This window comes from Pseudomonas sp. JV245A, from assembly GCF_032424515.1.
Taxonomy (GTDB): Bacteria; Pseudomonadota; Gammaproteobacteria; order Pseudomonadales; family Pseudomonadaceae; genus Aquipseudomonas; species Aquipseudomonas protegens.
The window spans coordinates 22,463-46,187 of record NZ_VYKE01000037.1 but is presented as its reverse complement, the minus strand read 5'-3'; the positions used below and the strand labels follow the sequence as shown (position 1 = coordinate 46,187).

21 protein-coding genes are annotated in these 23,725 nt (G+C 65.2%); 17 read left to right on the top strand and 4 right to left on the bottom strand.

Annotation, left to right across the window (positions count from 1 at the left end; all coding sequences use genetic code 11):
• The first annotated feature begins 55 nt into the window (after positions 1 to 55).
• From nrdR to F6S12_RS13250, 12 genes are all read left to right on the top strand, one after another.
• Entirely contained in the window at positions 56 to 520 is a 465-nt protein-coding gene (gene nrdR, locus F6S12_RS13305) for a transcriptional regulator NrdR (RefSeq protein ID WP_019095943.1), read from the top strand.
• Positions 517 to 1,650, top strand: coding sequence for a bifunctional diaminohydroxyphosphoribosylaminopyrimidine deaminase/5-amino-6-(5-phosphoribosylamino)uracil reductase RibD (ribD, locus tag F6S12_RS13300; RefSeq protein ID WP_123431455.1), 1,134 nt, complete (start codon positions 517 to 519; stop codon positions 1,648 to 1,650). Before nrdR ends, ribD begins: the two co-directional genes overlap by 4 nt.
• 47 nt (positions 1,651 to 1,697) lie before the next feature.
• A complete protein-coding gene (locus F6S12_RS13295; RefSeq protein WP_011063737.1) occupies positions 1,698 to 2,360 on the top strand; it encodes a riboflavin synthase in 663 nt (220 codons plus the stop codon).
• Between the two features lie 16 nt (positions 2,361 to 2,376).
• Positions 2,377 to 3,468 (top strand): bifunctional 3,4-dihydroxy-2-butanone-4-phosphate synthase/GTP cyclohydrolase II, encoded by a 1,092-nt coding sequence (gene ribBA, locus F6S12_RS13290; protein ID WP_011063736.1) that lies wholly within the window; start codon positions 2,377 to 2,379, stop codon positions 3,466 to 3,468.
• Between the two features lie 91 nt (positions 3,469 to 3,559).
• On the top strand, positions 3,560 to 4,036 hold the full coding sequence (ribE, locus tag F6S12_RS13285) for a 6,7-dimethyl-8-ribityllumazine synthase (RefSeq protein WP_011063735.1): 477 nt from the start codon (positions 3,560 to 3,562) through the stop codon (positions 4,034 to 4,036).
• Positions 4,033 to 4,533, top strand: coding sequence for a transcription antitermination factor NusB (gene nusB / locus F6S12_RS13280; RefSeq protein WP_315868970.1), 501 nt, complete (start codon positions 4,033 to 4,035; stop codon positions 4,531 to 4,533). Before ribE ends, nusB begins: the two co-directional genes overlap by 4 nt.
• Positions 4,534 to 4,551: 18 nt before the next feature.
• Complete coding sequence (gene thiL / locus F6S12_RS13275; RefSeq protein ID WP_015637199.1) at positions 4,552 to 5,517, top strand: thiamine-phosphate kinase; 966 nt, start codon at positions 4,552 to 4,554, stop codon at positions 5,515 to 5,517.
• Complete coding sequence (locus tag F6S12_RS13270) at positions 5,514 to 6,017, top strand: phosphatidylglycerophosphatase A (RefSeq protein WP_011063732.1); 504 nt, start codon at positions 5,514 to 5,516, stop codon at positions 6,015 to 6,017. Before thiL ends, F6S12_RS13270 begins: the two co-directional genes overlap by 4 nt.
• A gap of 10 nt (positions 6,018 to 6,027) precedes the next feature.
• Positions 6,028 to 6,771, top strand: a complete 744-nt coding sequence (locus tag F6S12_RS13265) for a substrate-binding periplasmic protein (RefSeq protein WP_015637198.1) — start codon at positions 6,028 to 6,030, stop codon at positions 6,769 to 6,771.
• Between the two features lie 128 nt (positions 6,772 to 6,899).
• Positions 6,900 to 7,517 (top strand): GTP cyclohydrolase II, encoded by a 618-nt coding sequence (gene ribA, locus F6S12_RS13260; protein ID WP_011063730.1) that lies wholly within the window; start codon positions 6,900 to 6,902, stop codon positions 7,515 to 7,517.
• A complete protein-coding gene (locus F6S12_RS13255; protein ID WP_011063729.1) occupies positions 7,514 to 7,933 on the top strand; it encodes a hypothetical protein in 420 nt (139 codons plus the stop codon). The genes ribA and F6S12_RS13255 overlap by 4 nt, the downstream gene beginning before the upstream one ends.
• Positions 7,933 to 8,730, top strand: a complete 798-nt coding sequence (locus F6S12_RS13250) for a cobalamin-binding protein (protein ID WP_011063728.1) — start codon at positions 7,933 to 7,935, stop codon at positions 8,728 to 8,730. Before F6S12_RS13255 ends, F6S12_RS13250 begins: the two co-directional genes overlap by 1 nt.
• 68 nt (positions 8,731 to 8,798) lie before the next feature.
• On the opposite strand, the gene F6S12_RS13245 is transcribed toward F6S12_RS13250, so the two are convergent.
• The 4 genes from F6S12_RS13245 to F6S12_RS13230 form a co-directional block, all read right to left on the bottom strand.
• On the bottom strand, positions 8,799 to 10,691 hold the full coding sequence (locus F6S12_RS13245) for a TonB-dependent receptor plug domain-containing protein (RefSeq protein ID WP_315868969.1): 1,893 nt from the start codon (positions 10,689 to 10,691) through the stop codon (positions 8,799 to 8,801).
• Between the two features lie 120 nt (positions 10,692 to 10,811).
• Positions 10,812 to 12,713 (bottom strand): 1-deoxy-D-xylulose-5-phosphate synthase, encoded by a 1,902-nt coding sequence (gene dxs, locus F6S12_RS13240; protein ID WP_315868968.1) that lies wholly within the window; start codon positions 12,711 to 12,713, stop codon positions 10,812 to 10,814.
• A 112-nt stretch (positions 12,714 to 12,825) separates the two neighbouring features.
• Positions 12,826 to 13,713 carry a (2E,6E)-farnesyl diphosphate synthase gene (gene ispA / locus F6S12_RS13235; protein ID WP_019092778.1) on the bottom strand — a complete coding sequence of 296 codons (888 nt, stop codon included), beginning with the start codon at positions 13,711 to 13,713 and terminating at the stop codon, positions 12,826 to 12,828.
• Complete coding sequence (locus F6S12_RS13230; RefSeq protein ID WP_011063724.1) at positions 13,710 to 13,952, bottom strand: exodeoxyribonuclease VII small subunit; 243 nt, start codon at positions 13,950 to 13,952, stop codon at positions 13,710 to 13,712. The genes ispA and F6S12_RS13230 overlap by 4 nt, the downstream gene beginning before the upstream one ends.
• A 367-nt stretch (positions 13,953 to 14,319) precedes the next feature.
• On the opposite strand from F6S12_RS13230, the gene F6S12_RS13225 reads away from it, so the two are divergent.
• Genes F6S12_RS13225 through F6S12_RS13205 form a run of 5 tightly spaced genes read left to right on the top strand, consistent with a single transcriptional unit; the run spans position 14,320 to position 23,724 of the window.
• Positions 14,320 to 15,111, top strand: coding sequence for a YfaP family protein (locus tag F6S12_RS13225; protein WP_019092777.1), 792 nt, complete (start codon positions 14,320 to 14,322; stop codon positions 15,109 to 15,111).
• Positions 15,112 to 15,148: 37 nt separating this feature from the next.
• The gene (locus F6S12_RS13220; RefSeq protein ID WP_015637192.1) at positions 15,149 to 16,861 is read left to right on the top strand and encodes a DUF2138 domain-containing protein; all 1,713 of its coding nucleotides are present in this window, start codon (positions 15,149 to 15,151) and stop codon (positions 16,859 to 16,861) included.
• Positions 16,846 to 17,505, top strand: a complete 660-nt coding sequence (locus F6S12_RS13215) for a DUF1175 domain-containing protein (protein ID WP_015637191.1) — start codon at positions 16,846 to 16,848, stop codon at positions 17,503 to 17,505. The genes F6S12_RS13220 and F6S12_RS13215 overlap by 16 nt, the downstream gene beginning before the upstream one ends.
• Positions 17,502 to 22,079 (top strand): alpha-2-macroglobulin, encoded by a 4,578-nt coding sequence (locus F6S12_RS13210; RefSeq protein WP_315868967.1) that lies wholly within the window; start codon positions 17,502 to 17,504, stop codon positions 22,077 to 22,079. The genes F6S12_RS13215 and F6S12_RS13210 overlap by 4 nt, the downstream gene beginning before the upstream one ends.
• 1 nt (position 22,080) lies before the next feature.
• Positions 22,081 to 23,724: a DUF2300 domain-containing protein gene (locus tag F6S12_RS13205; protein ID WP_210693284.1), complete on the top strand. Its 1,644-nt coding sequence runs from the start codon at positions 22,081 to 22,083 to the stop codon at positions 23,722 to 23,724.
• Position 23,725: the final 1 nt, after the last annotated feature.

Sequence of the window (23,725 nt, the reverse complement as noted above, 5' to 3'; positions counted from 1 at the left end):
GTCTTGCCAGTGGGATGCGCTACCATGGCCCTCCCTTTTTTTGTTGCCTGCCACCATGCACTGTCCCTTCTGCGGTGCCAACGACACCAAGGTCATCGACTCGCGTCTGGTCGCCGAGGGCGAACAGGTGCGCCGCCGGCGTGAATGCCTGGCCTGTGGTGAACGTTTCACCACCTTCGAAACCGCCGAACTGGTGATGCCGCGCCTGATCAAGACTGACGGCAGCCGTCAGCCCTTCGACGAAGAAAAACTGCGCGCCGGTATGCAGCGCGCCCTGGAAAAACGCCCGGTGAGTGTCGAGCGTCTGGAGGCGGCGCTGGTGCACATCAAGCACAAGCTGCGGGCCACCGGCGAGCGCGAGGTCAAGTCGCTGGTCGTGGGTGAGCTGGTGATGACCGAGCTGCAGAAGCTCGATGAAGTCGCCTACATCCGCTTCGCCTCGGTCTATCGCCGTTTCCAGGACCTCAACGAATTCCGCGAAGAGATCGACCGTCTCGCCCGTGAGCCGGCCAAGCAATGAGCCAGCCTGCCGAGCAAGCGGTCCTCGACGCCCACTACATGGCCCGTGCTCTGGAACTGGCGCGCAAGGGTCGCTACTCCACCCATCCCAACCCGCGTGTCGGCTGCGTCATCGTGCGCGACGGCCAGGTGGTGGGCGAGGGCTGGCACGTGCGGGCCGGCGAGCCCCATGCCGAGGTGCATGCCCTGCGCGCGGCCGGTGAACTGGCCCGTGGCGCCACCGCCTATGTGACCCTCGAACCCTGCAGCCATCACGGGCGTACGCCGCCCTGCGCCGACGCCCTGGTGAATGCCGGTGTGGCACGGGTGGTCGCGGCCATGCAGGACCCCAACCCGGAAGTGGCCGGCCGTGGCTTGCATCGCCTGGCCCAGGCCGGCATCGACACCCATGGCGGTGTGCTGGAAGGCGAGGCGCGGGCGATCAATAAAGGCTTTCTGAAACGCATGGAGCACGGCTTGCCTTATGTGCGGGTCAAGCTGGCCATGAGCCTGGATGGCCGCACCGCCATGGCCAGTGGCGAGAGCCAGTGGATCACTGGCCCTGCGGCGCGCTCTGCAGTGCAGCGCCTGCGGGCCGAGTCCAGCGTGGTACTGACCGGCGCCGACACAGTGCTGGCGGACGACGCGCGGCTGACCGTGCGCGCCGCCGAACTGGGCCTGGATGCCGAGCAGACCGCCCTGGCCATGAGCCGGCCGCCGCTGCGGGTGCTGATCGACGGCCGCCTGCGGGTGCCTCTGGATGCGCCATTCTTCAAGGCCGGCCCAGCGTTGGTTGCCACTTGTGCGGCGGTGGAAGAGCAATACGCCAACGGCCCGGAATGCCTGATTGTTCCAGGCCCCGATGGCCAGGTGGATCTGCGTCTCCTGCTGTTGGAGCTGGCGGCCCGTGGGGTCAACGAAGTGCTGGTGGAAGCCGGCCCACGCCTAGCCGGGGCCTTTGCCCAGCAGGGCCTGGTGGACGAGTACCAGATATTCGTCGCCGGCAAGTTCCTCGGTTCCTCTGCGCGGCCGTTGCTGGACTGGCCGCTGGCGCAGATGAGCCAGGCGCCATTGCTGAAGATCATAGAAATGCGTGCGGTGGGCGATGACTGGCGAGTCACTGCCATCCCGGCCCCGCCAGCGAGCGTATAATTCCCGACTTTCGCCTACCCGGCGGCCCTGTTCTCGAGGAGGACTCCATGTTCACCGGCATCATCGAATCCATCGGCAGCATTCGCGCATTGACCCCAAAAGGCGGAGATGTGCGGGTCTATGTAGAAACCGGCAAGCTTGATCTGGCCGACGTCAAACTGGGCGACAGCATCGCGGTGAACGGCGTCTGCCTGACCGCTGTTGAACTGCCTGGCGATGGTTTCTGGGCCGATGTCAGCCGTGAAACCCTGGACTGCACCGCTTTTCATCAGTTGAAGGCCGGCAGCCGGGTGAACCTGGAGAAAGCCCTGACCCCGACCACCCGCCTGGGCGGTCACCTGGTCAGTGGCCATGTCGACGGCGTCGGTGAAGTGGTGGCGCGGGAAGAAAATGCCCGGGCCATCCAGTTCCGCATCCGCGCACCGAAAGAGCTGGCCAAGTACATCGCCCATAAAGGCTCGATCACCGTCGACGGCACCAGCCTGACGGTCAACGCGGTCAATGGCGCCGAGTTCGAGCTGACCATCGTTCCCCACACCCTGGCGGAAACCATCATGGCCGACTACCGGCCGGGTCGGCAGGTCAACCTTGAGGTGGACCTGCTGGCGCGCTACCTGGAGCGCCTGCTGCTGGGCGACAAGGCGGCCGAGGCCACGGGCGGCACCATTACCGAAAGTTTTCTGGCCGCTAACGGCTATCTCAAATCCTGACTCAAGGGGGTGCCGAGTGGCGCTCAACAGCATCGAAGAACTGGTTGAAGACATCCGCCAAGGCAAGATGGTCATCCTCATGGATGACGAAGACCGCGAGAACGAAGGCGACCTGATCATGGCCGCCGAGTGCTGCAAGGCCGAACACATCAACTTCATGGCCAAGCACGCCCGCGGCCTGATCTGCATGCCCATGAGCCGCGAGCGCTGCGAGCTGCTCAAGCTGCCGCTGATGGCGCCGCGCAACGGTTCGGGGTTTGGCACCAAGTTCACCGTCTCCATCGAGGCCACCGAAGGCGTGACCACCGGCATCTCCGCCGCTGACCGCGCCCGTACCGTGCAGGCCGCCGCTGCCAAGGACGCCAAGGCCGAGGACATCGTCAGCCCGGGCCACATCTTCCCGCTGATGGCCCAGCCCGGCGGCACCCTGGCCCGCGCTGGCCACACCGAGGCCGCCTGCGACCTGGCGCGCATGGCCGGTTTCGAGCCCAGCGGGGTGATCTGCGAAGTGATGAACGACGACGGCACCATGTCCCGTCGCACCGAACTGGAAGCCTTCGCCGCCGAGCACAACATCAAGATCGGCACCATTGCCGACCTGATCCACTACCGGATGATCCACGAACGTACCGTTCAGCGGATTGCCGAGCAGCCGCTGGATAGCGAACTGGGCCAGTTCAACCTGGTGACCTATCGTGATTCCGTGGAAGGCGACGTGCACATGGCCCTGACCCTGGGCGAGATCTGCGCTGAAGAGCCGACCCTGGTACGGGTGCACAACATGGATCCGCTGCGCGACCTGCTGATGGTCAAGCAACCGGGCCGCTGGAGCCTGCGGGCGGCCATGGCCACGGTGGCCGAGGCCGGCAGTGGCGTGGTGCTGTTGCTCGGGCACCCGCTGGATGGCGACGTGCTGCTGGCGCATATCCGTGAAACCGCGGAGCACCAGCCGGCGAAGAAGCCCACCACCTACAGCATCGTCGGTGCCGGTTCGCAGATCCTGCGCGACCTGGGCGTACGCAAAATGCGCCTGATGAGTGCGCCGATGAAGTTTAATGCGATATCCGGTTTCGACCTGGAAGTTGTAGAATACGTGCCCTCCGAATAAAAGCCGCCTGTTTCCGGCAGCCTATTCGCGGTTCAAATATCACTGAAGAGCGTGTACTAGACACGCTCTGGCTCTTTAAGAGATTTGTCGAATGACCCTGAAGACCATCGAAGGTACCTTCATCGCCCCTAAAGGCCGCTATGCCCTGGTGGTCGGCCGTTTCAACAGCTTCGTCGTCGAAAGCCTGGTCAGCGGCGCGGTTGACGCCCTGGTTCGCCACGGCGTGAGCGAAAGCGACATCACCATCATCCGTGCTCCTGGCGCCTTCGAAATTCCGTTGGTTGCACAGAAAGTGGCACAAAAGGGTGAGTTCGCGGCAATCGTCGCCCTGGGCGCGGTCATTCGTGGCGGTACTCCGCACTTCGAATACGTGGCTGGCGAGTGCACCAAGGGCCTGGCCCAGGTGTCCATGGAGTTCGGCGTGCCAGTGGCCTTCGGCGTGCTGACCGTTGACTCGATCGAACAAGCCATCGAGCGTTCCGGCACCAAGGCCGGCAACAAAGGTGCTGAAGCTGCCCTGTCCGCCCTGGAAATGGTCAGCCTGCTGGCGCAGTTGGAGGCCAAGTGATTAGCGACGATAGCGATCGTTTCAACCCGCGCGATCCCAAGCCTGCCAATGCCGGCAAGCCATCCAAGAGCGCCAAGCGTCGCGAAGCCCGTCAGCTCGCGACCCAGGCGCTGTATCAATGGCACATGGCCAAGCATTCGCTGAACGAGATCGAAGCGCAGTTCCGGGTCGACAACGATTTCACTGACATCGATGGCGCCTACTTCCGTGAGATCCTGCACGGGGTTCCGGCCAACAAGAACGAGATCGACACCGCGCTCGTGCCTTGCCTGGACCTGGCCATCGATGAGCTGGACCCTGTGGAACTGGCGGTTCTGCGCCTGTCCACCTGGGAACTGCTCAAGCGCATCGACGTGCCGTACCGCGTTGTGATCAACGAAGGTATCGAACTGGCCAAGGTCTTCGGTTCCACCGATGGCCACAAGTTCGTCAATGGCGTACTCGACAAGCTGGCCCCACGCCTGCGCGAAGCTGAAGTGAAGGCGTTCAAGCGCTGAACCGCGCTTGCAGCTGCCATGGGCGAGTTTGAGCTGATCCGCAACTTCTTCGCTGCCGCGCCTTGTGCGCAGGGCGGCGAGGGTGTTGCCCTGGGGATCGGCGACGACTGCGCCTTGCTGGCAGTTGCCCCTGGCGAGCAGTTGGCGATTTCCACCGACACCCTGGTGGCCGGTGTGCATTTCGCCGATCCCTGCGAGCCCTTTCTTCTTGGCCAACGCTCCCTGGCGGTGGCTGTCAGCGACCTGGCCGCCATGGGCGCCACGCCACTGGCCTTTACCCTTGCCCTGACCCTGCCGACGGTAAGCACCGATTGGCTGCAGGCCTATGCCCAAGGTTTGAATGCCATGGCGCAGAACTGCGGGGTGCGCCTGATCGGTGGCGATACCACCCGCGGCCCCTTGACCCTGACCCTGACGGTATTCGGCCGGGTACCTGCCGGCCTGGCCCTGACCCGCAGCGGTGCTCGGGCAGGCGATCTGCTGTGCGTCGGCGGTGACCTGGGCAACGCCGCCGGCGCCTTGCCGCTGGTTCTGGGCCAGCGCAGCGCCGAGCCGGCGCTGGCTGAGCCACTGCTGGCCCATTACTGGTCGCCGCAACCGCAACTGGCCCTGGGCCAGGCGCTGCGGGGCAAGGCCACGGCGGCGCTGGACATCTCCGATGGCTTGCTGGCCGACTGCGGCCATATCGCCACGGCCTCGGCGGTTGGTTTGCAGGTCGAGGTCGAGAAGGTGCCGCTGTCGCCGGCGCTGCTGGGCTTTCTCGGCCAGCAGGGCGCTCGCGCCGCGGCCCTGAGTGGCGGTGACGACTACGTCCTGGCCTTCACCCTGCCACCGGCCGAACTGGCGCCGCTACTGACGGCCGGCTGGCCAGTGCGGGTGGTCGGGCGAGTGGTGGCCGGGCAGGGGGTGACCCTGCTGGATGCCGATGGGCAGGACATCACCCCCGGCACCCGGGGTTATCAACACTTTCCGGAGACACAGTGACAGATCATCCCAAACAGGTCCCGGCGGAGTTCGTACCGCCGTCGGTGTGGCGCAACCCCTGGCATTTCCTGGCCTTCGGCTTTGGTTCCGGCACCTTGCCCAAGGCGCCGGGCACCTGGGGTTCGCTGGTTGCGCTACCCTTTATCCCGCTGTGGCAGATGTTGCCGGACTGGGGCTACTGGCTGATGCTCGGCATCACCATGCTGTTCGGCTTCTGGCTCTGCGGCAAGGTGGCCGACGATCTGCGGGTGCATGACCACGAAGGCATCGTCTGGGATGAAATGGTCGGCATGTGGATCACCCTGTGGCTGGTGCCCGAAGGCTGGTACTGGCTGCTGGCAGGTTTCCTGATGTTCCGCTTCTTCGACATTCTCAAGCCCTGGCCGATTCGCTGGATCGACCGGCATGTGCATGGCGGCGTCGGCATCATGCTCGACGACGTCCTCGCCGGGGTGTTTGCCTGGCTGGCGATGCAAGGGCTGGTGTGGTGCTTCAGCTGAGGAAATAGGCATGGGTGTGTGCCGCGCGCTGCTGGTATTGCTGGTTGCCTTGAGCTGTTGCAGCGTCCGGGCCGCGGAGCCGCAGGCGCAGCCCAGGCACATTCGCATCGCCAGCGAGGTCTGGAGCGATTACACCGAAGCCAACGGCGAGGGGCTGGGCTGGGACATCCTGCGCGAAGTCTTCGAGCCGCTGGGTGTGACCATCGAACGTTGCAGCGTGCCCTATACCCGTTCGGTCGGGCTGGTACAGCGCGGCGAAGTGGACGCCCACATGGGTGCCTACCGCGATGAGTCGCCGGGTGTGCTTTACCCCCACTGGAACTACGACACCGATCACATCTACGCCCTGGGACTGGCCAGCAACCCCGAGTTGAGCCTGGCAACTATCGCCAGTTACCGACTGGTCTGGGTGCGCGGCTACAAGTACCAGGACTACCTGCCCAATATCCGTCGCTACAACGAGATCCGCCGGCGCATCGGCATCCTGCCGATGCTGCTGTACAGCCGCGCCGACTATTACATCGATGCCCAGACCGAGATCGACTACGTGCTGGGGCAGGCCTCCGATCCGAGCCAATTCAAGCGTACCCACCTGACCGAGCTGCCGCTGTACCTGGGGTTCGCCAGCAACCCGCGCGGGCGGGAAATGCGCGAACTGTACGACCAGCGCATGGCACAGCTGGTGAGCACCGGGCGTTTGCGGCCGATCTTCGAGCGCTGGAAACAGCCTTATCCCTTTGACGGGAGCCCTTAGCCGGCGGTGCGTTGATCAAACTTATCGATCTTTATCTCCGATAATTCAGCCTAAGCGTCCAGTGGAGGCTGCTGTTACAATGCCGCCTCTGCGAATCTCCAGTCCTCATACAGATCAGGAGCACAACAGTGCCCGTCGTTTTTGTTGCTGCTTGCAAGCTGCCTACGCCTTTTGCGCAATTCACCATGCATGGTTTTCTCGATGAAGCTACCGGCCGCGAGCATGTGGTGCTCAGCCTGGGCGATATCGCCGACGGCGCTCCGGTTCTCGGCCGCCTGCACTCCGAGTGCCTGACCGGCGATGCACTGTTCAGCCAGCGTTGCGACTGCGGCTCGCAACTGGAAGCCGCCCTGCAGGCCATCGCCCGCGAAGGTCGTGGGGTGTTGCTGTACTTGCGCCAGGAAGGCCGGGGTATCGGCCTCTTGAACAAGATCCGCGCCTACGAACTGCAGGACGGTGGCGCCGACACCGTGGAGGCCAACGAACGCCTGGGCTTTGCCGCCGACCAGCGCGACTACGCCATGTGCCTGCCGATGCTGGAGCACCTGGGGGTCAAGTCCCTGCGCCTGATGACCAACAACCCGCGCAAGGTCAAGGCCTTGACCGAGATGGGGATCCAGGTCGCCGAGCGCGTACCGCTGCACACCGGCCACAACCCGCACAACAAACTCTACCTGGCGACCAAGGCCAGCAAGCTCGACCACATGATGGGCAACGAGCACCAGGGCGAGGTCGACCGCGCGTGACCCGGGGCCAAGTCAAGCGGCGCCTGACCGTCAGTTGGTGGCAATACCTGGCCCTGGGCCTGTTGCCATTGTTCGTGATCAACGCGCTGTTCGGCCAGGGCGAGCCCATCCTGCCGGTGCTGGCGATGCCGTTCTTCATTGCCGGGGTGGCATCGATGTTCGTCAGCCTGCGCTTCTTCGGCGGCTACAAGCACGCCCTGATCGCCACCCAGAAAGCCCTGGACACTCCCGAGGAACCGGCGGCCTGGATCAACCTTGCGGCCAGCCGGCGGGTGGCGTTCCTGGCGGCGTCGCTGCCGGCCTGGATCGGCACCCTGGCGGTGTTCGTCGGCCTGGAAGCGGTGCCGCTGATGCTTCTGGCGGTGTCCACGGCGGTGCTGTTCTACCTCTATCGCATTCCGCGTCAACTGGGCTGATGCTGCGCTGGCTGGCGGTCCTGTGCCTGCTGGCCAGTGTTCCGGCGCTGGCGGCGCAGCGGGTGGTGAGTCTTGCGCCATCGCTCTCGGAAATCGTTGTAGAGCTGGGGGCTGCCGAGCTGCTGGTGGGCGTGCTGGATGCCGGTGAACGGCCCGCGCCGCTCAAGGACCTGCCTTCGGTGGGGCGCTACGGCCAGCTGGATATCGAGCGCTTGCTGAGTCTCAAGCCTGATCTGCTGTTGCTCTGGCCGGGCAGTGTCGGCCCGGCCCAGCGCGATCAACTGGCGCGCCTGGGGATCCCCACCCTGGTTGCCGAACCCCATGACTTCCCGCAACTGACCGCGCAGATTGCCGAGATCGGCGAGCGCCTGGGTCGCCCGGCGGCCGGCCGCGAGCTGGCCGCCGAGTTGAACGGGCAACTGGCTGCATTGCGCGTCCGCTATCACCGCGAACCGCCGTTGCCGGTGTTCTATCAGGTCTGGGACCAGCCGCTGTACACCGTGGGTGGTGGGCAGATCATCAGCGAAGCCTTGAGTGTCTGCGGCGCGCGCAATGTGTTTGCCGACCAGCAACTGCCGGCGCCCCAGGTCAGTATCGAGTCGGTGTTGCAGCGCAATCCGCAGGCGATCCTCGCCACCGCCCAGGGACAACTGGATGCCTGGAAGGACTGGCCGCAGGTCGCGGCGGTGCGGCAAGGGCGGTTGCTGCTGGTAAGGGACAAGGGCCTGGAGCGGCCCAGCGGGCAGATGATTGCCGCGACGGCCAGGCTCTGTGCCTTGATCGCACCTGAGCGCTGAGCCCCTTCACCGGCAGGCCTTGCCCTAGGGGGCTGTAGGAGCCGGCTTGCCGGCGAAGGCAACGGACCTTACAGCTCAGGCGTCCAGGTCACGCCGAGCATCCAGGTACGGCCTTCGCTGCGGTAGCCATGGTTGTTGCCGTCGTAGCGGTAGAGCGCTCGGGAGTAGGATTGGTCGAAAAGATTGTCGAGCTTCAGGTCCAGTCTGATCTCGCGATTGACGGCCCAGCTGCTGCGCAATCCAACCAGTCCATAGCCGCTCAGGCGCGCCTGCTTCTGTGGGGACTGATCTTCACGGCTATCGCTGACCAGTTGCCAACTGGCGCCCAGGCCCAACTGCTCGAACTGCCGGTCCAGATCCAGGTTCAGGGTGCGCCTGGCCCGGCGAGGCAATTGCTCTCCGCTCTGACGGTTGCGCGGGTCGATGATGGCCGCGCCAAGGCTGCTCTGCCAGCCGAACCACTCCTGTTTCAGGGCCGTTTCCAGGCCATTGATTCGCGCCGAGCCGATGTTCTCCGGGCGCTGCGCGGCGAAGTCGAAGATGATCGCGTCCCTGATATCGGTGCGGTACACCGACGTTTCCAGGCGGCTGCTTGGCGTCAGTTGGCTACGCCATTGCAGTTCGTAGCTTCTGGAGTGCTCCGGCTTGAGATCCGGGTTGCTGAAGCCCGGGTAATACAGGTCGCTGAAGTTCGGTGCCCGGAAGCCTTCGCTGTAGGACAGCAGCAGGTCGTTGTCCGGATTCAGCGGCAGGGTCAGGGTGCCGCTCCAGGTGTTCTGGCTGCCGTACTGCTGGTTCTGGTCACGGCGCAGGCCCAGTTCGGTGGAGAAGCTCTCGCCTTGAAACCGATGCTGGATAAAGGCTGCACGATTCCAGCGGCGGTCTTCGGTGAAGTACAACGGGGTGTTGTCGATGAAAAAGGTCGGACCGGTATTGAGTCGGTCCTGGTACCAGTCGGCGCCAAGGATCAGGCTGTGCTGGGCATTCAGGCGCAGATCGTTCTGCCAGGCCAGCGAGTCGCGGTAGGTGTTGAACACGCTGCGTTGGTCGCTGAGCTTATCGAGCTTGAGGTCGCGGTTCTCGCTGTGGCCCAGCTCCAGTCGCGACTGCCAGCGGTCATTGACCGTTGCATCGATAAAGCCGCTGACACTGCTGACGGTGAAGTCGGTGTAAGGGTCCTGCTCCGGGCCGAACGGGTTGTCATAACGGCTGCGGCCTCGGTTATCCAGCAGGTTAAAGCCCACTTCCAGGTCGTCGCTGAGGGCGTGGCTGAGGGTGAGGCTCAGGGATTGGTTGCGGTAGCCATCGTGATCCGTATCGCTGGGGTAGGAGGCGTGGGTCCAGTCGATCCCGGCGGTTTCATCCAGGTTGGCGCCGAGGCTGAAGCGGGTCTGGGCGTCGCCACCGGAAAGGCCCAGGCTGCGCTCCCAGGTCTGGTTGCTGCCAGCGGCGACACGCATGCGCCCATGCAGCCCCGAGTCGGCGCCGCGCCGGGTGAAGATCTGGATCACCCCGCCAATGGCGTCGCTACCGTAGATCACCGAGCGCGAGCCACGCAGCACTTCCACCCGTTCAATCTGCTCGACGCTGATGAACTGCAGGTTGCTGTCGCTGGAGGATGAACTGCTGATGCGCTGGCCATCCACCAGCACCAGGCTCTGGGCCGAGTTGGTGCCGCGAATGAAAATGTTCGGCAGGTTGCCGCGGCCGCCGCTCTGGGCAACCTGGACCCCGGGTACCCGTTGCAACAGGTCGGTCAGGCTGGTGGGTTGCAGGCGGTCAATGTCTTCCCGGGTGAACACGGTGTTGGCGGCGCTGCTGTCGTTGCGTGCTTCCACCTGGCGGTTGGCGCTGATCAGCATCTCCGGCAGTTTCAGGGCCTGATCGCGGTCGGGGGTGTCGGCAAAGAGTTCGGCGCAAGGCAAAAGGCAAAGCGGCAGGGCCAGGCGAGAGAGTTTCATGGCTATTCCGTTGGCGCGGCTCGGCCTTCGCCGCAGAGTGGGAGAGGCTGCACAGTGAAGGCCAAAAAGCGACGCCCGCATGGCGGGCGTGCAACAGCGGCTACAGCTGGCCGTTGTGGATCAAGCCAGGCCCAGCAGCGCCAGGCGCTGGCGCACCGAGACCTCGATGCCGGCTTCGTCGAGGCCGCACTCGGCGAGCATCTGCGCCGGTTTGGCGTGCTCGACGTAGGCGTCTGGCAAGCCCAGGTGGAGGATCGGCTTGAGGATGTTTTCCCGTGCCAGGTATTCGCTGACCGCACCGCCGGCGCCACCCATGATGGCGTTTTCCTCGATGGTCACCAGCAGTTCGTGGCTGCTGGCGATCTCGCGTACCAGGGCTTCATCCAGTGGCTTGACGAAGCGCATGTCGACCACCGTGGCGTCGAGGTTCTCGGCCACTTGCAGGGCTTCGGCCAGTTGCACGCCGAACACCAGCAGGGCCACTTGCCTGCCCTGGCGGCGGATCACGCCCTTGCCGATCTCGATCGGTTCCAGGCTCTTGTCGATCGGTGCGTTGGGGCCGGTGCCGCGTGGGTAGCGCACGGCCGCAGGGCCGCTGTACAGGTGCCCGGTGCTGAGCATCATGCGCAGCTCGTTCTCGTCGCTCGGGGTCATCACCAGCATGCCGGGGATGCAACGCAGGTAGGAGAGGTCGAAGCTGCCGGCGTGGGTCGGGCCGTCTTCGCCCACCAGGCCGGCGCGGTCGATGGCGAACAGCACGTCGAGGTTCTGTACCGCCACATCGTGGATCAGCTGGTCATAGCCGCGCTGGAGGAAGGTCGAATAGATCGCCACCACCGGCTTGGCGCCCTCGCAGGCCATGCCGGCCGCCAGGGTCACGGCGTGCTGCTCGGCAATTGCCACGTCGAAGTAGCGCAGCGGGAAACGCTCGCTGAAGGCCACCAGGTCCGAACCTTCCTTCATCGCCGGGGTGATGCCCACCAGGCGCGGGTCGGCGGCGGCCATGTCGCACAGCCATTCGCCGAACACACCGGAGTACTTCGGCCCGCCGGCCTTTTTCGGCGCGGCCGCCGGGGCGTCCAGGGGTTCCAGCTTGGTGATGGCGTGGTAGCCGATCGGGTCGACTTCCGCCGGGGCGAAGCCCTTGCCCTTCTTGGTCACCACATGCAGGAACTGCGGGCCCTTGAGGTCGCGCATGTTGCGCAGGGTGGCGATCAGGGTCGGCAGGTCATGGCCGTCGATGGGGCCGATGTAGTTCCAGCCCAGTTCTTCGAACAGGGTGCCGGGGACCAGCATGCCCTTGGCGTATTCTTCGGTGCGGCGAGCGATTTCCCAGGCCCCGGGCAGGCGCGACAGCACTTTCTTGCTGCCTTCGCGCATGCTGGCGTAGGTGCGGCTGGAGAGAATCTTGGCCAGGTAGTTGGACAGCCCGCCGACATTGCGCGAGATCGACATGTCGTTGTCGTTGAGGATCACCAGCATGTTGGCGTCCACCTCCGGCGCGTGGTTCAGGGCCTCGAAGGCCATGCCCGCGGTCAGGGCGCCGTCGCCGATCACGGCGATGGCCTTGCGCTCGCTGTTCTGCAGGCGTGCGGCGATGGCCATGCCCAGGGCAGCGCTGATGGAGGTACTGGAGTGGCCGACGCCGAAGGTGTCGTACTCGCTCTCGGAGCGCCGCGGGAAGGCGGCCAGGCCGTCTTTCTGGCGCAGGCTGGCCATATGCTCACGGCGCCCGGTGAGGATCTTGTGCGGATACGCCTGGTGACCCACGTCCCACACCAGCCGGTCGTCCGGGGTGTCGAACACGTAATGCAACGCGATGGTCAGCTCGATGACCCCGAGGCCGGCACCGAAGTGCCCGCCGGTCTGGCCGACCGTATAGAGCAATTCCAGGCGCAACTCATCGGCCAGGGTTTCCAGCTCGGCTTCGCCTAACCGGCGCAGGCCGTCCGGCGTCTGGGCGCGGTCGAGCAGCGGCGTGGTCGGGCGTTTGCGGGGAATCTCATGAAACGTCGTGGGCATCAGGCGAATCGTTATAGGTATAGAAAGAGGCGGCAGTTTACCTTATGCATCGCAAGCTGCCCACGCAGAGCGCCGAACTTGGCCGATATGCGGTCCTGCTACGGACCGCCGATCAGCTGCGGCGTTCGACGATATAGCGCGCCAGCTCGCGCAGCGGCTCGGCCGCTGCGTCAAACGGACGCAGGGCATGCAGCGCCTGGTCGCGCAGTTCCAGGGCGTACTCCTTGGCTGCGGCCAGGCCCAGCAAGGCCGGGTAGGTCGGCTTGTCCCGGGCGATATCGGCGCCCTGGCGCTTGCCCAGGGTGGCGGTATCGCTTTCGACATCGAGAATGTCGTCCTGCACCTGGAACGCCAGGCCAATGGCCTGAGCGTAGGTTTGCAGGGCCTTGAGCTCGTCCTTTTCGGCCCGGCCGCTGGCCAGGGCGCCAAGGATCACGCTGGCTTCGATCAGTGCCCCGGTCTTGTGCCGATGCATGTATTCCAGGGCCTGCTGGTCCAGCTTGAGCCCCACGGAGCCGAGGTCGATGGCCTGGCCGCCGACCATGCCCGCCGGGCCCGCGGCCTGGGCCAGGGTGGTGACCATGCGCAGGCGGATCTCGGCGCTGGCGTCGCTCAGGGCCGGGTCCAGCAGGGCGCTGAAGGCCAGGCTCTGCAGGCCGTCGCCGGCGAGGATCGCGCAGGCTTCATCGAAAGCCTTGTGGGTAGTGGGCTGGCCGCGGCGCAGGTCGTCATCGTCCATGGCCGGCAGGTCGTCGTGCACCAGGGAATAGGCGTGGATCAGCTCCACCGCGCAGGCGGCGCCGTTGGCTTGCTCGGGCTTGCCGCCCAGGGCCTCGCAGGCGGCGTAGGCCAGCAGCGGGCGCACGCGCTTGCCGCCATTCATCACGCTGTAGCGCATGGCTTCATAGAGGCGGGCAAGTTCGGGGCTAGGGGCGGTGAACAGGGTGTGCATTGCAGCGTCGACGCGGGCCTGGCTGGAGGCCTGATAGGCGGTAATCATTCCGGCTGTTCCGCATCGAAGGGCTGTTCCGCCAGCTCGCCATCGCGCTCCAGGAGGATCTGCACCTTCTGCTCGGCCTGGGCCAGGGCCGCCTGGCAATCGCGGGTCAGGCCGATGCCTTGCTCGAAGGCGGTCAACGAGTCTTCCAGCGACAGCTCGCCGTTCTCCAGACGCTCGACCAGGGTTTGCAGGTCGGCGAGGGATTGTTCGAAATCTAAGGCAGCTTTTTTGCGGGCCATGGCGGCTATCCCGGTTGACGTTAAACCGGCGCGACACTAGCAGACAGCGGGGTTTCGGGCAAATGAGAAGCGCCCGCTGGCGGGCTTCGGGCGGGGGCGTTGGGGTAGGGGGGGCGGGGGTTTTCACGACGCGCGTTGCTCCCGGGAGTGAAGGGGGTGATGGCGCTGTAATGGCACTTGCTGCGGGGGTTTCAGGGCATTGCCGATTCCCTCGCAAATTCCTTTTTCGGCAATTGTGCAACAGGCGCCAAGTCGCTAATCTGCGGCCTTTCCAACGCCCTTTGTTGCCGGGCACTCTTTCTGAATATTTGCAGCCGCGCCGAGGATCTGGCGCCAGGGTTTTCCCATGCATGGCAGGACGCATTACATGCGCGCTCTATCCTCCCTTCTGCTGACCTTGCTGCTGGCCGGGCCGGCATTCGCCGAGCCTTCTGCCGAGCTGCAGGAACCCCTGGCCGGCTGGCGTTATTCCGGCCTGCTGGACCGCACCGAGCAGGATCGCGTGGCCTATCCGACGCCGCCCATCGACCGCGGCATCCAGCGCAACCGTACCCTGATCGAAGGCCAGCTCAAGGCCATTGGCCATTTGCGCCAGCCCCACAGCCTGTCGGTCAACGGTAACCCGTTGAATCTCTACACCGACGAGCAGGGCCGTTTTGCCCGGCCCTATGCGTTCGGTGCCGGCTCCAACAGCGTCGAAGTGCGCAGCTCCGAGGGCAAGTCCCTCAAGCGCGTGCAGTTCTATGAAGCCAACCTGAACAAGACTCCACCGCGCATTCGCGTAGTGCTGGGCTGGGACGATCCCAAGGCCGAGCTGGACATGCACATCATTACCCCGGACGGTCAGCACGCCTTCTTCGGCCACCCCGGCCTGACCAATGGCGGCGGCCTGGACCCGGACGGCGTCGATGGCCCGGGCCCGGAAATGTTCACCATGACCGCACCGCTGCGGGGCACCTACCTGATCTACGTGAACTACTGGGGCAACTTCGGCAGCGGCGGATACAACTTCGACGAAGGCAGCAATCAGAACGAGGTGATCACCTCGCAGATCAACCTGATCCTTAACGAAAACACCGTCGATGAGAAACGCGAGACCTTTATCGTGCCCATGCGGGCCATCGGCGACCTGTTGCTGGTCAAGTCTTTCAACTATTGAACATCCCGCACCACGGATGAATTGGGCTTTGTGAATCATGAGCGAAAACACAGCATCCCCGGCAGCCGGCGTGCCCGGTACTGAACAACCCGCCAGCAAGCGGCGCTGGCCGGTCCTGGTCATGGGCCTGTGCCTGGTGGCGGCCGCGGTCACCGGCGTGGGCTGCAAGCCCAAGACTCCGGTGGCGGAGCTGGCCGGCGACAAGCTGGGCCTGAGCCGCCCCGATGGGCTGCTGGAAACCCATTCCCTGGCGCAGTTGCCCAAGGACCTGCTGGCGGTGCCTTTCCTCAAGGAAACCCTGACCGAGGATTTCGTCTTCTATTATCAGACCCACGCCGACCGCCTGGGCCTGATCGGCAGCCTGCGGCGGATCATCTACGAGCATGACCTGAAGCTGCAGGACAACCTGATCGAGCAGTTGTTCGATCAGCCGGCCGACGTGGCGCTGTGGCGCGGCGCCGACGGGCGTCTCAAGGACTTCCTGCTGGTGATGGACCGCGGTGGCCTGGCCAAGCTGCTGGAGCCCCTGGCCAAGGTGGCCCTGGATGACACCCAGTTGAGCAAGCTGGCGGACCTGAAGGTCGGTGGCGATGCGGTGACCCTGTACCAGTTGAATTACAACGCCAGCCGGTCCCTGGCATTCGCCTCCCACGGCGACAAGCTGGTGGTGCTGTCCAACCCCGCCAAGCTGTACGACCCCGCCACCGGCGCCGACGACGAGCATGGTGCGGTGTCCACCACCGCCCTGGAGGCCCTGCTCAACGGCGACAAACTGTTCCCCGAGGCCTTTGGCCTGGAAGCGCGCAAGCCTGAAGTGCAGCAGCGGCTGGCAGTCAATTCCAGCGTTTTGGCCATGGGTTACCAGCGCTTTATCCCCAACTTCGCCGGCCTGCGCTTCGACATGGACGACAAGGGCTGGCACAGCTACCTGGCCATGCAAGAGCAGGACAACCAGCCGGCGTTCGACTTCAAGCCGATCTGGCAGGCCATGCCCATGGGCGCCAGCGCCTGCGTAGCCTTGCCCCTGGCGGCGGAGCAGCAGAAGCCGTTGCTGGTCAAGCTGGGCGCCGAAGAAGCGGTGGCCACCACCCTGACCGAGCACATGGCCGGGACAGCCGGCCTGTGCTGGTACGCCGACTCGCGGCTGTACACACCGCTGCTGGTGGCCAGCCTCAAGGACAAGGACAATGCCAAGCTCGATGCGGACCTGGGCAAGCTGTTCGGCTCCATGGTCGGCACCCGGGAAAGCAAGGTGGCGGAGCGCATCTTCCCGGTGGTCGAGCAGCAGAACGGCGACGTGCACCAGTGGCAGCGCCAGGTCAGTTCCAACTTCGGCCAGTACCCGGCCAAGGAAGCCAAGGACCCGCAAACCATCACCGGTCGCGCCTTCATGCAGGTCAGCCTGGCCCGCCATGGCTCGACCCTGGTGTTTTCCCTGGATGACAAGCTTGTGAGCAAGGCCCTGGGCACCCTGGACAAGCGCTTCCCGCCCCTGGCGGACGTGGTGCCCAAGGATGCACTGATGCCGGTGTACCTGGGCCCGCAGTCCCTGGCCCAGCTGATCCAGCAGGAAACCTTCGACAGCCTGCCCCAGGACATGGAGCCGGTGTTCAACAACGCCGCGCAAACCTACCTGGTGCCCAAGCTGCGTACCCTCGGCGGTTATGGCAAGTACGCCCTGACCCTGCCCGAAGGCAGCGAGCCCGACGGTCACTGGCAATGGCTGCCTCTGCAATGGCGTGCCCTGTGAGTGCACTGCGCAAAGGTCTGAGCAGCCTTGGCCTGTTGGCCTTGTTGCTGAGCAGCGCCGTGGGCGCGACCCAGGCTCCACCCCTGGACGTGCAACAGTCCCAGGTGTTCCGTGCCTGGTTCGTGCGCATCGCCCAGGAGCAGTTGAGCCAGGGCCCGAGCCCGCGCTGGTACCAGCAGGACTGCGCGGGCCTGGTGCGCTTTGCCGCCAACGAAGCGCTCAAGGTCCACGACAACAAATGGCTGCGGGCCAACGGCATGTCCAATCGCTACCTGCCGCCGGAGCTGCAACTGAGCGAAGGCCAGCGCGGCCTGGCCCAGCAGTGGCAGCAGGGCGGCGGCCAGACCGGGCCCTACGTCAATGCCATCAAGCTGATCCAGTTCAACAGCCATCTGGTGAGCCGTGACCTGGGGCAGGCGCGCCCCGGTGATCTGTTGTTCTTCGACCAGGGCGACGACCAGCACCTGATGATCTGGATGGGCCGCAACATCGCCTATCACACCGGCACCACCACTCCCACCGACAACGGCATGCGCTCGGCTAGCGTGCAGCAACTGATGACATGGAAGGACACTCGATGGATACCCGACTCAGCCAACCCCAACTTCATCGGCATCTATCGACTGAACTTCCTCACCCAATGAGCGAATCCCGTATGTCCCGTTTTCTGTTTCGCCTGACCCTGGCCTTGACCCTGCTCACCCCCGTGGCCCTGGTCAACGCCGAAGACTCGGTGCCGCCCAGCGACTATGCGGCGGTCTCCGGCGAGAGTTTCTTCCTCCTGGCCGACAGCAGTTTCGCCAGCGACGAACAGGCCATGGTGCGCCTCGAAGCCCCGGGCCGTGACTACCGGCGCTTTCGCATGGAGCCCTATGGCGGCGCGGACATCCGGGTGTACCGGATCGACCAGCCGCTGGACTTTCTCAAGCGCCAGAAGAACCTGCACCGGGTGGTCAGCGACGGCCAGTTCAAGGGCGAGGGCCTGTCCAACACCCTGGCCTACCTGTGGGACAACTGGTACCGCAAATCCCGCCGGGTGATGCAGCGCGCCTTCTCCTACGAGTCACGCAAGCAGGTCACCGAAGAGGTGCCGGAACTGAAGGTGGGCAACTCCATGCTGGCGCCGACGCCGTATGACGCCCAGCCGCAATTCGCCCTGATCCCGGGGCTGCCCCTGGTGACCCAGTTCCGTTATCCGCTGTGGCAGGCCAAGCCGATCCAGCCGCCGGCCGGGGTAAACCTGTCCGGTTCCTCCAGCCAGTTCATCAACGTCGCCCCGGGCAACGTCTACATCCCGCTGGGGCAGCTCAAGCCCGGCCTGTACCTGGTGGAGGCCCTGGTGGGCAAGTACCGCGCCACCACCATGGTTTTTGTTTCCAACACCGTGGCGGTGAGCAAGATCGCCGGCGACGAACTGCTGGTCTGGGCCGCGGGCAAGCATGAAGGCAACTCGGTGCCCAAGGTCAATGTGCTGTGGACCGACGGCCTCGGCGTGATGAACAGCGGCGCCACCGACGAACAGGGCCTGGTGCGCCTCAAGCATGTCAGCCCCGAGCGCTCCTACGTGATCGGCGAAGACCAGGAAGGCGGGGTGTTCGTCTCCGAGAACTTCTATTACGACAGCGAAATCTACGACACCAAACTGTATGCCTTCACCGACCGGCCGCTGTATCGCCCGGGGGACTGGGTATCGCTGAAGATCGTCGGTCGCGAGTTCAAGAACGCCCGGGACTCGGTACAGCCGGGTGCCGGCACGGTGAACGTCAGCGTGCTGGATGCCGCCGGCACCGCCCTGCAGAACATGACCCTGAACCTGGATTCCAAGTCCGGCGCCCAGGGCCGCTTCCAACTGCCGGAAAATGCCGTGGCCGGTGGTTATGAACTGCGTTTTGGCTACAAGGGCCAGGTCTACAGCAGCGCCTTCCGCGTGGCCGAGTACATCAAGCCGCACTTTGAGGTTTCCCTGGCCCTGGCCAAGCCGGACTTCAAGACCGGCGAGCCGGTGAAGGGCAACCTGGTACTGCTCTACCCCGACGGCAAACCGGTGGCCAACGCTCGCCTGCAACTGAGCCTGCGGGCCCAGCAGCTGTCCATGGTGGACAACGAACTGCAGTACATGGGCCAGTTCCCGGTGGAGTTGACCAGCGCCGAACTGACCACCGATTCCAAGGGCAGTGCGACCCTCGACCTGCCGGCGGCGGACAAGCCCAGCCGCTACATGCTCACCGTATTCGCCAGTGATGGCGCTGCGTATCGGGTCAAGACCACCAAGGAAATCCTCATCGAGCGTGGCGCGGCGAGCTTCAGCCTCAGCGCGCCGCAGCGTTTCAGCGCGGCCGGCGACAAGGTGCAGTTCAGCTACGCCAACCAGAACACCAGCGAGCAGAGCAAGAACGTCAAGCCGAGCCGCTACGGCTGGGTGCGCATGGAGGACCAGTCCACCGGCGAGGGCAAGCTGGCTGCCGCCGACAGCGGTTTCGCCCTGGCCTTCGAGCGCCCCGGTACCTACAACCTGACCCTGCGCGACGAGCACGATCGTGTACTGGGCGGCACCAGCCACTCGGTCACTGGCGAGGGCGTGAAAGCGGTGCCGGGCACCGTGGAAATCGTCCTCGACAAGCCCGAGTACAAGGCTGGTGACGAAGCCTTGGCGCTGATCACCTTCCCGGAGCCGATCAACGACGCCCTGCTGTCCCTGGAGCGGGACAAGGTCGAGGCCACGGCGCTGCTGTCCAAGGGCGGCGATTGGCTCAAGGTGGAAAAACTCAGCCCCACCCAATACCGCGCCCGGGTGCCGGTGAAGGACGGCTTTGCGCCGAACCTGACCTTTTCCGTGCTCTACACCAAGGGCGGCGAGTACAGCTTCCAGAACGCCGGGATCAAGGTGCTGACGCCGCAGATCGATGTGGCCATCCATACCGACAAGGACAAATACCAGCCGGGTGACATGGTCACCGTCGACCTGTCTACCCAGTTCGCCGGCAAGCCGGTGCCCGCACACCTGACGGTCAGCGTGGTGGACGAAATGGTCTACGCCCTGCAACCGGAAGTGGCGCCGAGCATCGACCAGTTCTTCTACCACCCGCGGCGCAACAATGTGCGCACCAGCGCCAGCCTGTCGTTCATCAGCTACGACGTGGCCCTGCCGGGCAGCCCCACCGCCCCGGGCAAGGCCAACCGCAGCGAACGCGGGGTCAAGGTACTGGAGCGTCCGCGGCGCGAAGATGTCGACACCGCTGCCTGGCAGCCGGAGCTGGTCACCGATGGCAGCGGCAAGGCGCGTTTCACCTTCCGCATGCCGGATTCCCTGACCCGCTGGCGCATCACTGCCCGGGCCATCGCCGATGATGGCCAAGTGGGGCAGAAAAAGCAGTTCGTGCGTTCCGACAAGGCCCTGTACCTGAAGTGGAGCGGTCCGACCCGCTTCCGCACGGGTGACAAGCCGGACCTGGGGGTATTCGCCTTCAGCCAGTCTGAACAACCCACCAAGGCCGAACTGGTGATCCATTACGCCGGTGAGTCCCAGCGCCTGCCGCTGACCCTCAACAGCGGGATCAACTATGTGGCGCTGCCGGCCATTGCCCCGGGCAATGGCGAGTGGAGCGCCGAGCTTGTGCAGGGCGGCAAGACCGTGGATGCCCTGGCGGTGCGCCTGGTGAGCAGTGCGGCCGGCTGGCAGAGCGTGCATACCCAGAGCCTGGACGTGGTCACCATCAGCACGCCGCTGGGCCTGCCGGCCGATGCTGCGGACATTCGCCTGCGCCTGGACGACAGCCCGCAAGCGCTGTTCCGTTCGGCCCTGGATGACCTGCTGGAATACCCGTATGGCGGCGTCGAACAGACCGCCAGCCAGTTGCTGCCGCTGAGCGTTGCCTACCCGGCGCTGGCCAGCAATCCGCAGATCCGCGACCGGCTGCGGCTGATGATGCAGAACAGCCGTCTGCGCCTGGTGCACATGGCCGGGCCGGAAGCGGCATTCACCTGGTGGGGCGAAGATGCCGAGCCGGATGCCTTCCTCACCGCCTACGCCTATTACGCCGACTGGAATGCGAGCAAGGTGCTGGACCTGAACCTGCCGCCGGAGCACTGGCAGCGGGTGCTGGAGGTCTACGCCAAGCAGGCTGGCAATACGCCGTTGCTGCAACGGGCGCTGATCCTGTCGTTCGCCCGTGAAATGAAACTGCCGATCAACACCCTGGTCAGCGGCCTGATGGACGACCTGGCCAAGGCCGGTAGCGGCCCGGCAGCCAGCATGCAGGACAACGGCAGCGACAGCCTGGTGATGGACGATCCGGATTCGGCCCTCGGCCTGGCCAGCGCCCGGGTGCTGGCCGCGGCCCTGGCGCGGGATGCCAAGGTCACGCCACCCGCGGCGTTCGTCGCCCAACTGGAAGCGGCGCAGCAGCAATTGGATATCAGCTCCCAGCCGTTCACCCAGGCCCTGAGCCTGTCGCTCAAACCGTTCGACCAAGGCGCGGCGCGTGCCTTGCTGCAACGCCTGCTGCCGTCGCAATCGACCCTGGAACGGGCCCTGGCCCTGACCTGGCTGCAGCGCAGCATCGCCCAGTCGACCCCGGCGGTGGCCTTGAACCCGGGGCAGGGCTGGCAACAGCGCCAGGGCGCCAGCGGTGAAAGCTACTGGCAGTGGCAAGGGGCGCAGGTGCCGACGGTACTGGCCCTGGGCTCTGTGCCGGAACGTCCGTTGCGGGCGTCGGTGAGCTACCTGAGCAAGCTGGACATGGGCACGCCGTCGCCGGTGAACATCACCCGCCGCCTGTTGCGCCTGGTGCCGGGGGACGAAGCCTTCACCTTCAAGCTGGAACCGGTGGGCAACAAGCCGATCGCCAGTGACGGCCTGTACCTGGACGAAGTGATCATCGCCAACGAAGGCAACCGGCCGCTGCTGTACGGCATGCTGGAAGTGCCGCTGCCGCCGGGCGCCGATGTCGAGCGCACCACCTGGGGCATCAAGCTGGCCGGCCCGGCCGGTACGGAGGCGGCGTCCCTGGAGAAGGCTCGCTCCGAACCGGGGCAGATGAGCTACGCGGTGCCGCTGGATGCGTTGAACGACGGCAGCGAAGTGCGCCTGCGCCATCTGGTTCGCTTCTCCCAGAAAGGCCAGTTCAATCTGCCGCCGGCACGTTTCTACCAGGTGTACGCACCGGAGCATCAGGCTCAGGAACGCACCCCGGCCCTGGGTCAGGTCACGGTCAAATAACATGGTGCGGTGCTGGGCCTGGCTATGTCTGTGTTTGCTTCCTGGGTGGGTGACGGCCCAGGACGAGCCTCTGCGCCTGGCCTGGAAAACCGCCCCGGACAGTGAGCTGGTGAGCCTGAGCAAGACCCAGGTTCTGTCTCGCGAGCCGTTGCCCAAGGATCTGCAAGCGCCCCTGGGCAGTGTCTGGAAACTCTTTGTCTACGCCTGGCTGGTGGACACCGGCGCCCAGGAGCCGGCCTATGCCTGCCAGGGCAAGTCCAAGGAAGAGGTCTACTGCTGTGCGGTGGGCGCCAGCATCGCCCGTGATCAGGCGCTGGTACGTTCCTGCGGTTTGTATTTCGAGCCCCAGCGCTTGCAACTGTCCGCCGCTGACTGGCGCCATTACTGGCGGGCCCGCAACGCTCCCGACTGGTTGCAGGACCTCAACCAGCTGCAGCCCCAGACCCGGGTCCCGGTGGCGGAACTGCTGCAGGTGCTGGCGCTGTTGCCGGCCCGGGACACGGCCCGGCGCGTGCTGCTGGATGTGGTGCTCAATGCCGCCGACGGCGCTGTAGTGGGCGCCTTGGGCGGGCGCTTGCGGGTCAAGACCTGGAGCTGGCTGGCGGATCAGGACCCGCAGTCGCGCCAGGGTGGTTTTGCCGGCTGGCTGGTGGATGGCACACCGCTGTGGGTGGGCGGGCGTGGCACCAGCCAACGGGTGTTGAAGGACTACGCCCAGGCCCTGAACCAGGAACTGCCGGACAACCCGCCTGTGGATAAAGGCCGCTGTGTGGAGGTCAGCCTGTTTTCCCGCTACCCGCTCAAAAGCGTCAGCCAGGGCGGCCAGCCGGCTAAACCGGGTGCCTTGCAAGGGGATTACCGGGTGGAGTTTGCCAACGGCAACCAGCTGGATATCCACAGCGCCGGCGAGCTGTTCCTGCAGCAAGACCCTGCGGCCCAGCGACTGGTGGCGCGCCTGGACCGTGAGGAATATGTCGCTCGGGTACTGCAGCGCGAAGCCACCAGTGAGCCAGTGGAGGCCGCCAAGGCGCTGGCCGTGGCCATCCGTACCTACCTGTTGCAGAACGCCGGGCGCAGCGGCGAATGCCTGAGCATCGACGACAGCAGCAACCGCCAGCGGGTCGCGCCGCGCCCGGCCACTGCCCAGGCCCGGGCCATTGCCGCCTGGACCAGCGACCTGGTGCTGGCCGGCACTCAAGTCACCTATCACTCGGACCTGAAGGCGCCGGACAAACTGTCCTGGCAACAGGCCGTGGAGCAGGCCCGGGCCGGGCAACGCTACGACGCCATCCTGCTGCACGCCTATCCCCGGGCCAGCCTCAGCCGCTGGGACAACCCCGTGGCCTCCTGCGAACCCTTGCCGGCGGCCCAGGAGTGGCTGCTGCAGCAGCGCCGGCGCTGGCGCCAACCGCTGGAGCAAGAGATCGGCTACAACGAAATCAGCCAGTTCGCCGTGTGCCGCCTGAGTTTCGGCCGGCCCTACGTCGACCGTGAACGGCAACGCATTTATGTGCGGGGCGTGCTCTCGCTGCAAGACCGCCTCGACCTGACTCACGAATACCTGCACCTGGCCTTTGAAGCTCATCCCAACGGCCAGGATGAAACCTACATCGAAGGGCTCGCCCGTCATCTTTTATTGGAATAGG

Coding starts and splice junctions, on each gene's coding strand:
- F6S12_RS13215 (WP_015637191.1), top strand. CDS start 16,846: ATGGCGTGCCCTGTGAGTGCACTGCGCAAAGGTCTGAGCAGCCTTGGC.
- ribE (WP_011063735.1), top strand. CDS start 3,560: ATGACCCTGAAGACCATCGAAGGTACCTTCATCGCCCCTAAAGGCCGC.
- ribD (WP_123431455.1), top strand. CDS start 517: ATGAGCCAGCCTGCCGAGCAAGCGGTCCTCGACGCCCACTACATGGCC.
- dxs (WP_315868968.1), bottom strand. CDS start 12,713: ATGCCCACGACGTTTCATGAGATTCCCCGCAAACGCCCGACCACGCCG.
- F6S12_RS13230 (WP_011063724.1), bottom strand. CDS start 13,952: ATGGCCCGCAAAAAAGCTGCCTTAGATTTCGAACAATCCCTCGCCGAC.
- thiL (WP_015637199.1), top strand. CDS start 4,552: ATGGGCGAGTTTGAGCTGATCCGCAACTTCTTCGCTGCCGCGCCTTGT.
- F6S12_RS13220 (WP_015637192.1), top strand. CDS start 15,149: ATGAGCGAAAACACAGCATCCCCGGCAGCCGGCGTGCCCGGTACTGAA.
- nrdR (WP_019095943.1), top strand. CDS start 56: ATGCACTGTCCCTTCTGCGGTGCCAACGACACCAAGGTCATCGACTCG.
- F6S12_RS13250 (WP_011063728.1), top strand. CDS start 7,933: ATGCTGCGCTGGCTGGCGGTCCTGTGCCTGCTGGCCAGTGTTCCGGCG.
- F6S12_RS13295 (WP_011063737.1), top strand. CDS start 1,698: ATGTTCACCGGCATCATCGAATCCATCGGCAGCATTCGCGCATTGACC.
- F6S12_RS13210 (WP_315868967.1), top strand. CDS start 17,502: ATGAGCGAATCCCGTATGTCCCGTTTTCTGTTTCGCCTGACCCTGGCC.
- F6S12_RS13205 (WP_210693284.1), top strand. CDS start 22,081: ATGGTGCGGTGCTGGGCCTGGCTATGTCTGTGTTTGCTTCCTGGGTGG.
- F6S12_RS13225 (WP_019092777.1), top strand. CDS start 14,320: ATGCGCGCTCTATCCTCCCTTCTGCTGACCTTGCTGCTGGCCGGGCCG.
- F6S12_RS13245 (WP_315868969.1), bottom strand. CDS start 10,691: ATGAAACTCTCTCGCCTGGCCCTGCCGCTTTGCCTTTTGCCTTGCGCC.
- F6S12_RS13265 (WP_015637198.1), top strand. CDS start 6,028: ATGGGTGTGTGCCGCGCGCTGCTGGTATTGCTGGTTGCCTTGAGCTGT.
- ispA (WP_019092778.1), bottom strand. CDS start 13,713: ATGATTACCGCCTATCAGGCCTCCAGCCAGGCCCGCGTCGACGCTGCA.